This is a genomic window from Corynebacterium sp. c24Ua_83 (assembly GCF_039907245.1).
Lineage (GTDB): Bacteria > Actinomycetota > Actinomycetes > Mycobacteriales > Mycobacteriaceae > Corynebacterium.
The window spans coordinates 82,824-97,315 of record NZ_JASBOI010000007.1; the positions used below are offsets into that span (position 1 = coordinate 82,824).

Consider the following 14,492-nt stretch of genomic DNA (forward strand, 5'->3'; position numbering starts at 1 on the left):
GCGTGGGCATAAGGGGGAGTGCTGGGCGGAGTAACTGCACGGCGTTGAATTTGTGGGCATAATTGTGGGCGGAGACTTACCTGCCCTATTCCAAGGAATTGAAGGAGCATCGAAATGCCTATTGCAACCCCCGACGTCTACCGCGACATGCTGGATAATGCGAAGGAGAACGGCTTCGCATACCCCGCGATTAACTGCACCTCTTCCGAGACCATCAATGCTGCTCTGAAGGGCTTTGCGGATGCGGAGTCCGACGGCATCATCCAGTTCTCCACCGGTGGTGCCCAGTTCGGTTCCGGCCTGGCCGTGAAGAACATGGTTGCAGGTGCGGAGGCCCTGGCTGCGTTTGCTCACCAGGCTGCTAAGCACTACGGCGTGAACGTTGCTCTGCACACCGACCACTGCCAGAAGGAAGTTCTGGACGAGTACGTTCGCCCGCTGATGGAGATCTCCCGCAAGCGCGTGGAGGCCGGCGAGAACCCGCTGTTCCAGTCCCACATGTGGGACGGCTCCGCTATCCCGATCGACGAGAACCTGGAGATCGCTAAGGATCTGCTGGCTGACGCTCAGAAGGCCAACATCATCCTCGAGGTGGAGATCGGCGTTGTCGGTGGCGAGGAAGACGGCGTGGAGGCCAAGGCCGGCGCTAACCTGTACACCACCGAAGAGGATTTCGAGAAGACCGTTGATGCTCTGGGCACTGGCGAGCACGGCCGCTACCTGCTGGCCGCTACCTTCGGCAATGTTCACGGCGTGTACAAGCCGGGCAACGTGAAGCTGCGCCCGGAGGTTCTGGACATGGGCCAGAAGGTTGCGGAGAAGAAGCTGGGGCTTTCTGAGGGCTCCAACCCGTTCGACTTCGTCTTCCACGGTGGCTCCGGCTCCGAGAAGGAGAAGATCGAGGAGGCCCTGCGTTACGGCGTGATCAAGATGAACGTGGATACGGACACCCAGTACGCCTTCACCAACCCGGTTGCCCGCCACATGTTCACCAACTTCGACGGTGTGCTGAAGATCGACGGCGAGGTCGGCAACAAGAAGGTTTACGACCCGCGCTCCTACCTGAAGAAGGCTGAGGAGGCCATGTCCGTCCGCGTGGTGGAGGCCTGCAACGACCTGCACTCCGCTGGCACTTCCGTCGCCAAGTAGGTTCCGCTAGCACGATGGCAGAACAGATTCGTCACAGTCGAGACCTCTTCGGCGCGGAGCACCCGGAGGTGCGCCTGCCGCAGGAGCTGGCAAGCTCCATTCCGGCGGAGGGTGCTGCCGATGCCGGTGCGGCGCAGTCGCGCGAGTCGCTGGAGGCCGCGGTCTCGGAGAACCTGAAGGATTCCGGCGCATGGGCTGCCCTGGCCGAGGTGCTGTTGGCCGAAGGCCAGCCCGTGCAGGCCTACGCCTGCGCCCGCACCGGCTACCACCGTGGCCTGGACGCTCTGCGTGGAAACGGTTGGCGCGGAACCGGCCCGGTCCCGTGGAGCCACGAGCCGAACCAGGGTGTGCTGCGCGCCATCGGTGCGCTGGTGCAGACCGCCCGCGCCCTCGGCGAGGACGACGAGGTCGTGCGCTGCCTGAACCTGCTGCACGACTGCGACCCGGCGGCAGCCCCAGCCCTGGGGCTGGACGGCTCCGGCAAGAAGGCCGAGTCCAAGCCAATCACCGAACCCGGCGCCACCCCGTCCGCCGAGAGCTAACCCGTGCCTGAACGGAAATGAACAAACGCCGTTCTTTCTCTCTGCCGGCCCCCAGCCGCGGGGTGAACCGGAACCTTTTTATCGCCACGTTGGTCGTGGCGATCTTCTGGATGTCCAGCATCCTCTGGCCGGCAAACCCCACGGCCGGCTGGCCTTTCGTGGCCGAAATGCAGGCCAGTGCGTGGGTCGCCGGTGTGCTCGCCGCGGCGGGTATCGGCATCCTCCGCTCGGTACGCCGCGCGGCGCTATGCGCGGTACTGGCCCTGCTGGCGGTCTTGATCGTCCCGCGCGTACCGGCGCCCAATTTTTCGGACGCCACCAACCCCACCCGCGTATTCTCCCTGAACACTTACTGGGGCAAGGCCGACGATAAGCGGATCGCCCGCGCGATCGACGAGCTCAAACCGGATGTGGTCTTCCTCCTGGAGACGAACGCGGAGGAAGTCGCCAGCGTGGCGGACAAGACCGGCTATCTTCCTATGACCCAGCCACGACCAGGCAACGATCGGGCGGATAATGTAGTGGCGCTCGTGTCGGCGTCATATAAAGAAAAAACAGGGGCACACGGCAACATGGTCCGTGGGCTCACTCGCTTCCAGACCCCGCGTGTGAATGCGCCGCTGGGCGGCAACCGTGAGTTCGTGGGTGTGCATGCGGTGGCGCCGGCGAAGGACGACCGCCCGGCGTGGGAGCGTGACCTGGCGAACCTCAGCGAATGGGCGAATTCCCGGCGCCACCTGGTGCTGGCCGGGGACTTCAACGCAACACGCAGCCACCCGCGCTACCGCGACTTCGAGCTCAGCGACTGCACAGGGCACCTGGCGCATACTCCAACGTGGCCGGCGGTGTTCCCGGTGATTCGGCTGGACCACATCATGACCACTGGCGAGTGCCTGGGTGGTGGCACGAAGCGGATTCTAGGGACTGACCATCTGGCGGTGTGGGCGGACGTAACCACCTAAACTGGCGGGCATGGCAGAACCACAACCGCGGCCCCGGACCGCTAAAGAAATGTGGGGCGAGCCGGCCAACCGCCTGCGTCCCGGAGTGCGCGCCGCAGCCCGAAACCTGCGCCGCATCGCGCCGGTGCAGGGTGCGATCCGTGTGCGGGAGGGGGTCGTCTTTGCCATCCAGTGCGCCATCGGTGCGGGGCTGGCGCTGCTCATCGCGGAACAGATTTTCGATCACAAGCAGGCCTTCTTTGCGCCCATCGCGGCGGTGCTGAGCCTGGGTGTGAGCGCCGGAAAGCGCTTGCGGCGTGGCTTCGAGCTGGTGCTGGGCGCTTCTGTGGGCGTGGGCATCGGCGACCTGGTGATCAGCAACATCGGTAGCGGTTATTGGCAGGTCTCCGTAGTGGTGCTGTTCGCCATCCTGGTGGCGACGTTCGTGGATAAGTCGGTATCGGTGGCTTTCCAGGCCGCCAGTTCCGCGGTGCTGGTGGCGACGATCCTGCCGCCGGGGTCTTCTGGTTCGTGGGACCGTATGATCGACGCGCTGATCGGTGGTGTGATCGGCATTTTGGTGCTGGCGCTGGTGCCGAACTCCCCGCTGCGCCCGGCTAGGCGGGAGGTCTCCACGCTGATCTCGAAGGCTTCGCTGGTGCTGGACGATGTGGCGCAGGGGATGGAGGAGCGCGACGCGGCGAAAATCACCAAGGCCCTGGAGATCGCCCGCGGCACTCAGACCTACGTGAATGCCCTGCTGACGAACGTGGGCGGCGGGTCGGAGGTCGTGGCTGTCTCGCCGATTTATTGGACGGCCCGGCGGCATGCGAAGTCGATGAACCGCATCCTGGTGCCTGTGGATAACGTGATGCGCAATACGCGCGTGCTGGCGCGGCGGGCGGAGATCATGATGCTGGATGAGATCGAGCCGCCGGAGGAAATGACCGAGTTGATGCGCGGGATCTCTAATGAGCTGGGACAGCTGGGCGCATTGTTCGCCGAGGGTGGTACGCGCGGTACCCGTGATGAGGCGGTGGAGATCCCGGAGATCGTCCGCGCCCTGCAAAAACTCGCCGCGGAGGCGGACCTGGCCATCGCGGATGGTACGGGCTTGTCGGGCACGGTGGTGTTGGCGCAGTGCCGCTCGATTATTGTTGACGCCCTGCAGGTCTGCGGCTATTCGCGTGAGTCGGCTATGGCGTTTCTGCGGCCGACGGTGGATAGGCCATGGCAGCCGCCAGAGGTGTGGGACGACCTGGAGGAATAGGCGGGGGCTACGAGTGGAACTCTAAGAGAGCCGATAGTAGATTCTTAAAGAAGTTGGGGGATTGTTCCCCGCAACGACTTAACGTCGTCTCGCTCTACTTTGAGGTATCTCTTATGATGTTTCTCCGCTCCCGCTGCACCATGACTGCTGTTGCGGCTGCCGCCAGCCTGGTACTGACCGCCACGGCTGTCCCTAACTCCCCGTTCTCCCCGGTAGCTGCGCAGGCCGCCACGGCTAACAAGACGCAGGATACGAACCTGCCGCTGAAATGTACCCTGTTCGCTGCGGGTGGTCCCAAGAATAAGATCCCGTTTGTTGGACGTGGTTTCATGGAGAATCGGGATTTCACGGGAAATTTTCACGTGACGATGCCTGGGCAAGTAGAAGTCGGTGAGGTTTTTGAAGCTAGCGTAAGCATGGATTCGCTTTCCGCCTCGCATTCACTGTTGCGACAGTTGGGCGGTAGCCCCAGTTTCGAAGAAGGTAGCGCGGCCAATAAAGTGCGTTTCGCAGTGAAGGGCGATGTTGATCTGGTCGAATCCAACCCGCCCGCCACGCTAAAGAATGGTGTTCTAACCGTTGAAAAGATGATGCAGCCGAGTAAGTCGGGAGACACGGTAACGATTGCTTTCGCGCCTCTAAAGCTGAAGTTCAAAGCGAAGAAGGCTGGGTTGGTTGAGATCCAGACCCCAGAGGCTTATAAGACACCGGATAGTCATGGTGGTGTCAGGAACAACAACATGTTCCATGGGGAGGGGATTGCAGGCACTGTTTTTGGAAAAACTCCAGGCTTGCGAGTGACTTGTTTGACTGATCGTTTTACGCCGCTGGGTGCGACCCAGGTAGGTAAAGATGCTGAGTTCAATGAGCCTAAATACTCCCCCATTGAAGTGAAGCAGCAGGATACTGCTACCTCGAAGAACACCGCGCAGGCGCCGGAAGGTACCACCTACGCTAAGGGCGCCAACGCTCCGGAGTGGGCGACTGTCGGTCAGGACGGCACCGTCACCGTCAAGCCAAGCCTAGACGTGAAGCCTGGCGACTACACTGTCCCGGTCGTTGTCACCTACCCGGATTCTTCCGCCGATAACACCGTGGTGAATGTGAAGGTCACCGTGAAGCCGAAGAGCGAACTGCACACCCCGAAGTACACGGATGTGACGGTGGTTCAGGACAAGGAGGAAATCTCCGCTAAGCCATCCGATGCTGGAGAGGGCTCCACCTTCGCTGCCGGTGAAGGCGCGCCGACCTGGGCGACCGTCAACGCTGACGGCACGGTTACCGTCAAGCCCGGCACGGACGTGAAGCCGGGCGAGTACTCCGTTCCGGTCAAGGTGACCTATTCCGACAAGTCCGTCGGCAACGCAACGCTGACGGTCCACGTTAAGCCCAAGCCTGCTAACGAGGTGTACGACCCGAAGTATACCGACATTAAGGTAAAGCAGGGGGATGAGGAAACCGCTGCGGCTCCGAAGGATGTCGCCGATGGCACTAAGTTCGCCCCTGGTGAAGGCGTGCCGGAGTGGATCACCGTCAACGAAAACGGCACCATTGAGGCGAAGCCCACCCTGGAGACCGAGGTCAAGGAGTACACCGTCCCGGTCACCGTGACCTACCCGGATGGGACCTCCGACAAGACTGAGCTGAAGGTGGAAGTCACCAAGAAGCCGGACAACGAGATCCACAATCCGCAGTACGACGACGTGACCGTCAAGCAGTTGGATACCGAGACCGTGGCAGCTCCGAAGGACGTTGCTCAGGGAGCGAAGTTCGCTCTCGGCGACAATGCGCCGGACTGGGCATCCGTCGCAGAGGACGGCACCGTTACCGTGAACCCGGGGCTGGATGTGCATGAAGGTGATTACACCGTCCCGGTTGTCGTGAGCTACCCGGACAACTCCGCCGATAACACCGTGGTTAATGTCCACGTGAAGGTGAAGCCCGCCAACGAGCTGCACGATCCGAAGTACACCGATACTTCCGTCGAGCAGAAGAGCACTGCTACCGTTGCTGCACCGGAAGACATGCCAGACGGTACGAAGTTCGCCGCTGGTGAGGGCGTTCCGGAGTGGATCACCGTCAACGAAAACGGCACCATTGAAGCGAAGCCCACCCTGGAGACCGAGGTCAAGGAGTACACCGTCCCGGTCGTCGTGACCTACCCGGATAACTCCACCGATGAGACGTCGGCGAAGGTGAACGTAACCAAGAAGCCGGACAACGAGATCTACTCCCCGGAGCTTGGCAGCATCACGGTGAAGGCCAACCGCACTGCCAAGACCCCGGCTATTGAGGGACTGCCGGCTGACACGAAGTTTGCCCTTGCAGACGGTGCACCTAACTGGGCAACTATCGACGACAAGGGTGTTGTGCAGCTAAACCCGAGTGGTGACGTTGCGCCGCAGGATTACGACGTTCCAGTCACCATCACTTACCCCGATGGCACCAAGGACACCGCCATCCTGAAGGTCACCGTCACAGAGCGTGACATTGCCGAGGTACACGATCCGGCCTACGAGCCGATCGAGGTTGTACAGACCGAAACCGGCACTGTCACTGCGCCGACGGACAGCACTGCTGATGCGGAATACTCCCTGGGCGCGGGTGCTCCGAAGTGGGCCACGCTGAACAAGGATGGCAGCATCGAGGTCAACCCGGATCTGAACGTAGAACCGGGCGAGTATAAGCTCCCCGTCACTGTCGTTTACAAGGACAACTCCTCCGACCGCACCACCGCCGTGGTGACCGTCACCAGGAAGCCTGACAACGAGCGACACGATCCGACCTACTCGGACGTGACCGTGAAGCAGGGTGACGAAGTGACTGCTCCGGCTCCGACCGATGTGGCTGAGGGTGCGACCTTCGAAGCTGGCGAGGGCGTGCCGGACTGGGTGACCGTCAACCCGGATGGCACCGTCATCGCTAAGCCGGGCCTGGAGGTTGAGGCCAAGGAGTACACGGTTCCGGTGAAGGTGACCTACCAGGATAAGACGGGCGACGACACGACGGTGAACATCACCGTGACCGTCAAGCCGACCAACGAGCTGCACGATCCGACTTACGCGGATGTGACTGTGAAGCAGGGCGACGAGGAGACCGCTCCGGCTCCGACCGATGTGGCTGAGGGTGCGAAGTTTGCTGCTGGCGAGGGCGCTCCAGAGTGGGCGACCGTTAACGAGGACGGCTTCGTAACCGTGAAGCCGGGCCTGGAAGTGGCTGGCGGTAAGTACACCGTTCCGGTGAAGGTCACCTACCCGGATAACTCGGCTGACGACACGACCGTGAACGTCACCGTGACCGTGAAGCCCGCTAACGAAATCCACGATCCGACCTACTCGGATGTGACTGTGAAGCAGGGCGACGAAGTGACTGCTCCGGCTCCGACCGATGTGGCTGAGGGTGCGACCTTCGAGGCTGGCGAGGGCGTACCGTCGTGGATCACCGTCAACCCGGACGGCACCGTCACCGCCAAGCCGGGCTTGGAGATTGAGGCCAAGGAGTACACCGTTCCGGTGAAGGTCTCCTATGAGGACGGTTCCGGTGACGACACGACCGTGAACATCACCGTCACCGTGAAGCCTGCCAACGAGATCTACGACCCCTCCTTTGAAGGCGTGTCCGTGAAGCCGGGCGAAACCGTCACCTCCAAGGTTCCGGGTGATACCGGCGAAGGTGCTAAGTTCACCGCTGGTGAGGGTGCACCTGAGTGGGGCACCGTCAACCCGGACGGCACCGTGACCCTGAAGCCGGGCAAGGACGTCAAGCCGGGTGAATACAACATTCCGGTCGTAGTCACCTACCCGGATGGGTCGACCTCCACCGTGGAGCTGAAGGTGAGCGTAGAAAAGCAGGACAAACCGAGCGGAAGCTCCGGGTCCAGCAACGGCTCCAGCAGCATCACCGGTTCCAGCCCATTCGGTACGTTCCTCGCCGCCCTGTTCGGGACGATTGCCATCGGCGCCAGCCTGTTCGGCCTGTACAACTGGGCCCGCGAGCACGGCTACGTCCGTTAACTGCGGGCGCGCTTAGTTGCGTACGAACTGCCCATCCCGTAGGTGGCGGTAAAACGTCACAGATTTCAGCGGGCGGGGATGGCGCACCCCATCACGGGTGACCGCCAGATCCACCCCACCGGCCTGTAAGGCCCGCCCCCGCAGGACCGTCGGAGAGACGCTACTGCGGGGCTTCTTCATGCGCCCAAACCAACCCTTGCGGGGCAAGGGCGGACGCTGCACCGCAGCCAACCCCGGAGCATCCGGCGTGGGAACCAATCGCACGCCATTATTGAAATCGCTGGTACCGGCCTTGTTCTGCTCATACAGGACCTCGGAATCGACGATCACCTCGCCAATCATCTCCGCCGCATCCTCGGACTCGCCTGCCGGCCCAGTGACCTCCGCCGCTCCCAACGTCACCACGCCGTGGTCGTCGCGGATCACCGGAGTCGGCACAGCCGGGGAAGCCAGCGCGAAGGTGAGGTGCTCGGCGGGGGAGAAGGTGGCGTCCAGACCCCACGAAAGAGCAACCGCCGAAGAACCAGAGGGGATAAATCCAACCTCGACCCACAGGGCATCAATGCGCATCAACTTGGAAACCACGGCGGCCAGGGCAGCATCGCTACCCTGCACGATCACGCGCACACGCTCGCTGACCTCGTGTGGATCCGGCTGCGGGGCGCCCAAGTGGGGAGCGTCGGGGCGCTGCATCATCTCCTCCAAAGACGGGGTGGAACCCACCACGAACCGCTCCAGATCATCCAGGAAACGCAGCTCCTTGCGCTTCGGCACGGCGGACAGATCGAGGCGCTCCACGGTCTCGCCCGGCAACACGGGATCGCGCAGCCGATCGCTGGCGGGAACATCGCAACGCAACATAAACAACATAGAAACCCACCATAGCTGTGCCACAAGCACCGGCGAGGTACTAGAATGGAGAAACGTCTAGGTGCCCCGCCCGATCTCTACTTAAGTTACAGCAGCGAAAGCAGACGCAGCAGATGCTTGGAGCGGGGCTACACCCATGAGTACAGAAGTACCAACGCAGAGGACGTGTTTTAGTTTCCATGGCAGCGATCATCGTCGTAGGCGCCCAGTGGGGCGACGAAGGTAAGGGCAAAGCTACCGACATTCTGGGCGGGAAGGTCGACTACGTCGTCAAGCCCAACGGTGGCAACAACGCCGGCCACACCGTCGTCGTCGGCGGCGAAAAGTACGAACTCAAGCTGCTGCCCGCAGGTGTACTTTCCGAAAACGCCACGCCCATCATCGGCAACGGTTGCGTGGTGAACCTGGAGGCACTGTTCGAGGAGATTGACGGGCTGGAGGCTCGCGGTGCAAACGCCTCCCGCCTGCGCGTTTCCGCCAACGCGCAGCTGGTGGCGCCCTACCACGTGGCCATCGACCGCGTGGCCGAGCGCTTCCTGGGCAAGCGCGCCATCGGCACCACCGGCCGCGGCATCGGCCCGACCTACGCCGATAAGGTCTCCCGCGTGGGCATCCGCGCCCAGGACCTGCTGGACGAATCCATCCTGCGCCAGAAGATCGAATCCGCACTGGACCAGAAGAACCAGATCCTCGTGAAGATCTACAATCGCCGCGCCGTGGACGTGGACGAGGTTGTGGACTACTTCCTCTCCTACGCCGATCGCCTCAAACCGATGCTGATCGATGCGACGACGGAGCTGAACCAAGCTCTTGACGCCGGTAAGTCTGTGCTGATGGAGGGCGGCCAGGCCACGATGCTAGACGTGGACCACGGCACGTATCCCTTCGTGACCTCCTCTAACCCCACCACCGGCGGCGCGTGCGTCGGTACGGGCATTGGGCCGACGCGCATTACCGCATCGCTGGGCATCATCAAGGCCTACACCACCCGCGTGGGTGCCGGTCCGTTCCCGACGGAGCTGTTCGACAAGTGGGGCGAGTTCCTGCAGACCACCGGCGGCGAAGTTGGTGTGAACACCGGGCGCAAGCGCCGCTGCGGCTGGTACGACTCCGTGATCGCCCGCTACGCCTCCCGCGTGAATGGCTTCACCGACTACTTCCTGACGAAGCTGGACGTGCTGACCGGCATCGGTGAGATCCCGATCTGCGTGGCCTACGACGTGGATGGTGTGCGCCACGACGAGATGCCGATGACGCAGACCGAGTTCCACCACGCCACTCCGATCTACGAGACCATGCCCGCGTGGGACGAGGACATCACCGATTGCAAGACCTTCGAGGAGCTGCCTGAGAAGGCGCAGGATTACGTCAAGCGCCTCGAGGAGCTGTCCGGCTGCCGGATCTCCTACATCGGCGTGGGCCCGGGCCGCGACCAGACGATCGTCATCAACGACGTCGCGGAGAGCTAGGTGTGATGTCCAGGGACGTTGTTGAGTCGGTCGAAGGGTACGCCGCCAATCGCAGAGTGGTGTCGGTGGTGGTTGTAGAAGTGGAGCCAGCCGGGCAGCGCCAGGCGTCGTTCGGCCTCTGAACCGTAAAACCTGGCATAGGCCCAGCCGTCCCCGAGCGTGCGGTGGAATCGCTCGATCTTCCCGTTCGTCTGCGGCCGGTAGGGGCGTGTCCGCTTGTGTCGGATGCCGAGCCGAGCGCAGAAGTCCCTCCATGCGTGGGATCTGTATGCCGACCCGTTGTCGGATAGGACTCGCTCGACGGTCACGCCTCGTTCGGCGAACCAGGCCACGGCGCGTTCGAGAACTCCCACCGCTGTGCTCGCCTGCTCATCCGACCAGATTTCTGCGTATGCGACGCGGGAGTGGTCGTCGATGACTGTGTGAACGAACGCCGTCCCGGTGCGCGGCTTGTGATCTTTTCCTCGTGGTAATCCCGGAGTCGCGAGCTTGTTCCGTGCGCCTTGCTGCCGACCTACGTAACGATGTCCACCGCCGTCGGGGATGTTGCCGAACTTCGTGACATCGACATGAATCAACGATCCCGGATGAGGATGCTCATATCGCCGCAATGGCTCGCCAGTGACACGATCGATATGCGAGAGGCGGTTCACGCGGCAACGGACGAGGACCGCGTGAACAGTCGACGTCGAGAGACCAAGTCGCGCAGCGATCTGGGCTGGCCCCAGTCGAAGCCGCCAGCGCAGGTTGATGATCTTCTTCTTGACATGCTCGGGCGTCCTGCCTGGGATCCGGTGCGGCTTGCTGGAGCGATCCTGCATCCCAAACTCACCCTCTTCCCGGTAGCGGCCTGCCCATTTCCGGGCAGTGATCGGGGAGACCATGAACATCTTGGGGTCGTTTGCGGGAGGGAGCGGAATCCTACGCTAAGGCTTTGGCCAGCGATATTCTCCGGTGAGATTGATGTGTTCCCATCCGAGCGGCGAAACATGGGCCAAGAGATCGGGCGATAGCAGCTTTCCATCGCGTTTCTGGTTTGCAACGACCTCGCCGAGCTTCATGGTGTTCCAGAAGATGATGATGGCGGCGAGCAGATTCATGCCGGCGATGCGGTAATGCTGGCCTTCGGCGGAACGGTCGCGGATTTCACCGCGGCGGTGGAAGCTGATTGCCCGCTTCAGCGCATGATGAGCTTCGCCTTTGTTGAGCCCGATCTGGGCACGCCGTTGGAGTTCGGCATCCAGAATCCAGTCGATCATGAACAGGGTGCGCTCGACGCGACCGACTTCCCGCAGGGCTGTCGCGAGCTCGTTCTGCCGCGGATAGGAGGCGAGTTTCCGCAGAATCTGGCTTGGCGCGACGGTCCCGGCAGCAATGGTGGCGGCGATGCGCAGGATGTCGGGCCAATTGCGCTCGATCATGGCTTGGTTGACCTTTCCGCCGATCAACGCTCGCAGGTGCGCCGGGGCGGCCGACGGATTGAACGCGTAGAGCCGTTTGGATGGCAGGTCGCGGATGCGCGGAGCGAACCGGTAGCCGAGAATGGCACATGCGGCAAAGACGTGATCGGTGAAGCCGCCCGTGTCGGTGAACTGCTCGCGGATATGGCGTCCAGCATCGTTCATCAGCAGGCCATCGAGGATGTAAGACGCTTCGCTTGCCGTTGCAGGAATCACCTGGGTTGCGAACGGCGCATATTGGTCGGAGACGTGGCTATAGGCTTTCAGGCCCGGGGTATTGCCATATTTCGCGTTGACCAGGTTCATGGCCTCACCTTGCTCTGTAGCGACGAAGAACTGTCCGTCGCTCGAAGCCGACGTGCCCATGCCCCAGAACCGGGCCATGGGTAACGCTGCCTGTGCCTCGACCACCATGGCCAGCGCCCGGTCATAGGCTTCGCCCTCGACATGCCACCGTCCAATGCGGATCAATTCCCAGAAGGTGTGGGTGTTTGTCGCATCCGCCATTTTGCGCAAGCCGAGGTTGATCCCTTCCGCCAAGATAACGTTCATTAGCCCGATCCGGTCAGCGCAGGGTGCTCCTGTGCGCAGATGGGTGAACGCTTCGGTGAAGCCGGTCGCCGCATCCACCTCCAGCAGGAGATCGGTGATGCGCGTGGGCGGGATCTGCTTGTAGAGATCGAGCACCAGATCTTCGGCGCCTGTCGGCGCGGCGGCTTCGAGTTTCTCGATATGCAGAACGCCGTTTTCAATCGACCCGCCCGGGATCGTGCCTGCGCGAGCGGCACGGCCAAGCTCGCGCAACCGCATGTCGAGGCGAGCTTGCCGGTCTGCCAGCCATTCCTCCGGCCGCAATGGCACAGCGAGACGACCGCCTTCCGCGATGGCTTGTGCCGGAACGAGTGCGTGTTTCAGATCGCCATAGCGCCGGGACCTAGTAAGCCAGACATCTCCGGAGCGGAACGCATCGCGCAGATGGAACAGCACCGCGATCTCCCATAGGCGAGCGTCGCCAGCCCTCTGGGCCCGAAGGTGGCGATGCCATTTCGAGCTGGGCCGCAAGAAGCTGGTCATCGCGGCATCGTTCAAACCGGTACGAAGGGCCGTCACCGCTTCCAGAAGCGGCAGTGCAACGGGCGCAGCTCGCAGATCGAGCAGGCGCAACATGCGTGGAGCGTATCGGCGGAAGCGGTGATAACCGTCGAGCACATGATTGAGCGGATCGTCGGCCATGGTGGCGGTCAGCCTGGTTGCCATTGCAACAAGGGTTTTTAAGCCGTCCCACCCTGACCCACTCGCGATGACATCGCCCAGCGGCTGGCCATCATCCTGTGCATCGACCAGGGCGCCCCCGATCTCGGCGAAGGATTTCAGGGTGTCACGCACCACCCCCGCTTCGTCTGCGACCTTTGCATGGCAAATACGCTCCGAAGCACGGTAGAGACGGCCGACGATCCGGTCGTGGGTTTCGACCACTGCGTCGGCCAACATCGCCTGCCATTCCGAGACGCAAACAGCCAAGATCGCAAGCCGCCTGTCCTCCGGGAGATCGCGCATGCCGTCGGCATAATACCGTTCACCCTGCCTGCGCAGACGAGTCACCCGATGGGCAGGAACGCCGGCAAGCAGATCCTCGGGGAGATCGACGCGTTGCAGATATTCGAGCCGGTCGAGCAGCCGGTTGGCCGACGAAGAGTTCGAGCCAGGCTCGAACTGGCGCAGCCACACAAAACGGGTCACCCGATCATCAGCCGTCTCCTCGAGCAATGCCAGCAACTGTTCTCGGATCGACATAGGCAGCCGACTGGCGATCCTCGTCTCGATGCGTCGCTCGGCATCGACGAGAGCCGCGGCACAAAGCCGCTCGATCGTGGATGTCGCGGGAAGGACAGTGCGGGTGCGTCGGCACTCGGCTACGAAGCGACGGGCGATATCCTCGTTCGACACCGCCATCTCGGCTTCTCGGAACAACCATTCCTTCAGCTCGCTCGCACCACGTCCGGAGAAGGTGCGGAAGCCGTAGAGCCCCCGTAACTCGGCAAGATGCTCGTGCCGTGTTTCCTCGCGGGCAGCATAGTCTACGAGATCGTCGGCACCCAGGCCAAGCTGCGCTCCGATAAATTCGATGACCTCTGCAGGGATCAGTTCGCCTGGAGCCAGCACCCGGCCGGGATAGCGCAGGACACACAATTGCAGGGCGAAGCCGAACCTGTTGTGAGCGCGCCGACGCAGCCTGATATGCCCAAAGTCTTCATCACTCAGCGTATAGTGCTTGAGCAAATCCGTCTGTGAAGTCGGCAAGCGCAACAGCGCGTCTTTCTGCCGATCGGTTAGAGTGACGCGACGCGGCATACATGTTCCTTTTTCAAAATCTGATAGCGTTCAAGACGCTTTGTTTATGAAGCTGGTTGAGATACATTTCCAGAGGTCAATGCAATCGTGGCCGAAGCGCCGCCTCAAACCAACGTTTGTGATACATGCTGATCGGATATGCCCGCGTCTCCAAAGCCGATGGCTCGCAGTCTCTCGACCTGCAGCACGACGCCTTGCGCGCCGCAGGTGTCGAACGGGACAATATCTATGATGATCTTGCTTCCGGCGGTCGTGATGATCGCCCTGGCTTGACTGCCTGCCTCAAGTCATTGCGTGACGGCGATGTGCTGGTGGTCTGGAAGCTCGATCGCCTCGGACGATCGCTTGCCCATCTGGTCAACACGGTGAAGGAGCTGTCAGACCGCAAGATCGGCCTGCGGGTTCTGACTGGAAAGGGCGCTCAGA

General features: G+C 62.1%; 9 protein-coding genes and 1 pseudogene. 7 read left to right on the forward strand and 3 right to left on the reverse strand.

Annotated features, from left to right (window positions below):
• Nucleotides 1-114: 114 nt before the first annotated feature.
• The 5 genes from fbaA (at nucleotide 115) to QKE30_RS06585 (ending at nucleotide 7,915) form a co-directional block, all read left to right on the forward strand.
• Complete coding sequence (fbaA, locus tag QKE30_RS06565) at nucleotides 115-1,149, forward strand: class II fructose-bisphosphate aldolase (RefSeq protein ID WP_347934395.1); 1,035 nt, start codon at nucleotides 115-117, stop codon at nucleotides 1,147-1,149.
• Between the two features lie 14 nt (nucleotides 1,150-1,163).
• On the forward strand, nucleotides 1,164-1,691 hold the full coding sequence (locus QKE30_RS06570; protein WP_347934396.1) for a DUF3151 domain-containing protein: 528 nt from the start codon (nucleotides 1,164-1,166) through the stop codon (nucleotides 1,689-1,691).
• Between the two features lie 17 nt (nucleotides 1,692-1,708).
• The gene (locus tag QKE30_RS06575; RefSeq protein ID WP_347934397.1) at nucleotides 1,709-2,653 is read left to right on the forward strand and encodes an endonuclease/exonuclease/phosphatase family protein; all 945 of its coding nucleotides are present in this window, start codon (nucleotides 1,709-1,711) and stop codon (nucleotides 2,651-2,653) included.
• Nucleotides 2,654-2,663: 10 nt separating this feature from the next.
• Entirely contained in the window at nucleotides 2,664-3,902 is a 1,239-nt protein-coding gene (locus QKE30_RS06580) for an FUSC family protein (protein ID WP_239200712.1), read from the forward strand.
• A gap of 113 nt (nucleotides 3,903-4,015) precedes the next feature.
• Nucleotides 4,016-7,915 (forward strand): Rib/alpha-like domain-containing protein, encoded by a 3,900-nt coding sequence (locus QKE30_RS06585; RefSeq protein WP_347934398.1) that lies wholly within the window; start codon nucleotides 4,016-4,018, stop codon nucleotides 7,913-7,915.
• A 12-nt stretch (nucleotides 7,916-7,927) separates the two neighbouring features.
• On the opposite strand, the gene QKE30_RS06590 is transcribed toward QKE30_RS06585, so the two are convergent.
• Entirely contained in the window at nucleotides 7,928-8,785 is an 858-nt protein-coding gene (locus QKE30_RS06590) for a hypothetical protein (RefSeq protein WP_347934399.1), read from the reverse strand.
• 179 nt (nucleotides 8,786-8,964) lie between these two features.
• Here QKE30_RS06590 and QKE30_RS06595 point away from each other — a divergent pair, with 179 nt between their 5' ends.
• Nucleotides 8,965-10,254 (forward strand): adenylosuccinate synthase, encoded by a 1,290-nt coding sequence (locus tag QKE30_RS06595; protein WP_035004838.1) that lies wholly within the window; start codon nucleotides 8,965-8,967, stop codon nucleotides 10,252-10,254.
• Here QKE30_RS06595 and QKE30_RS06600 read toward each other — a convergent pair.
• Nucleotides 10,251-11,229, reverse strand: a pseudogene (locus QKE30_RS06600) (IS481 family transposase). The gene QKE30_RS06595 and the pseudogene QKE30_RS06600 sit on opposite strands and share 4 nt — an antisense overlap.
• A complete protein-coding gene (locus QKE30_RS06605; RefSeq protein ID WP_347934401.1) occupies nucleotides 11,181-14,066 on the reverse strand; it encodes a Tn3 family transposase in 2,886 nt (961 codons plus the stop codon). The pseudogene QKE30_RS06600 and the gene QKE30_RS06605 overlap by 49 nt, the downstream one beginning before the upstream one ends.
• A 125-nt stretch (nucleotides 14,067-14,191) precedes the next feature.
• On the opposite strand from QKE30_RS06605, the gene QKE30_RS06610 reads away from it, so the two are divergent.
• On the forward strand, nucleotides 14,192-14,492 hold a 301-nt coding region (locus QKE30_RS06610; protein ID WP_019174077.1), incomplete at its 3' end, for a recombinase family protein.

Excerpts from the sequence above, each read along its gene's own strand:
- QKE30_RS06605 (WP_347934401.1), bottom strand. The coding sequence starts at position 14,066 with ATGCCGCGTCGCGTCACTCTAACCGATCGGCAGAAAGACGCGCTGTTG.
- QKE30_RS06575 (WP_347934397.1), top strand. The coding sequence starts at position 1,709 with ATGAACAAACGCCGTTCTTTCTCTCTGCCGGCCCCCAGCCGCGGGGTG.
- fbaA (WP_347934395.1), top strand. The coding sequence starts at position 115 with ATGCCTATTGCAACCCCCGACGTCTACCGCGACATGCTGGATAATGCG.
- QKE30_RS06590 (WP_347934399.1), bottom strand. The coding sequence starts at position 8,785 with ATGTTGTTTATGTTGCGTTGCGATGTTCCCGCCAGCGATCGGCTGCGC.
- QKE30_RS06580 (WP_239200712.1), top strand. The coding sequence starts at position 2,664 with ATGGCAGAACCACAACCGCGGCCCCGGACCGCTAAAGAAATGTGGGGC.
- QKE30_RS06595 (WP_035004838.1), top strand. The coding sequence starts at position 8,965 with ATGGCAGCGATCATCGTCGTAGGCGCCCAGTGGGGCGACGAAGGTAAG.
- QKE30_RS06570 (WP_347934396.1), top strand. The coding sequence starts at position 1,164 with ATGGCAGAACAGATTCGTCACAGTCGAGACCTCTTCGGCGCGGAGCAC.
- QKE30_RS06585 (WP_347934398.1), top strand. The coding sequence starts at position 4,016 with ATGATGTTTCTCCGCTCCCGCTGCACCATGACTGCTGTTGCGGCTGCC.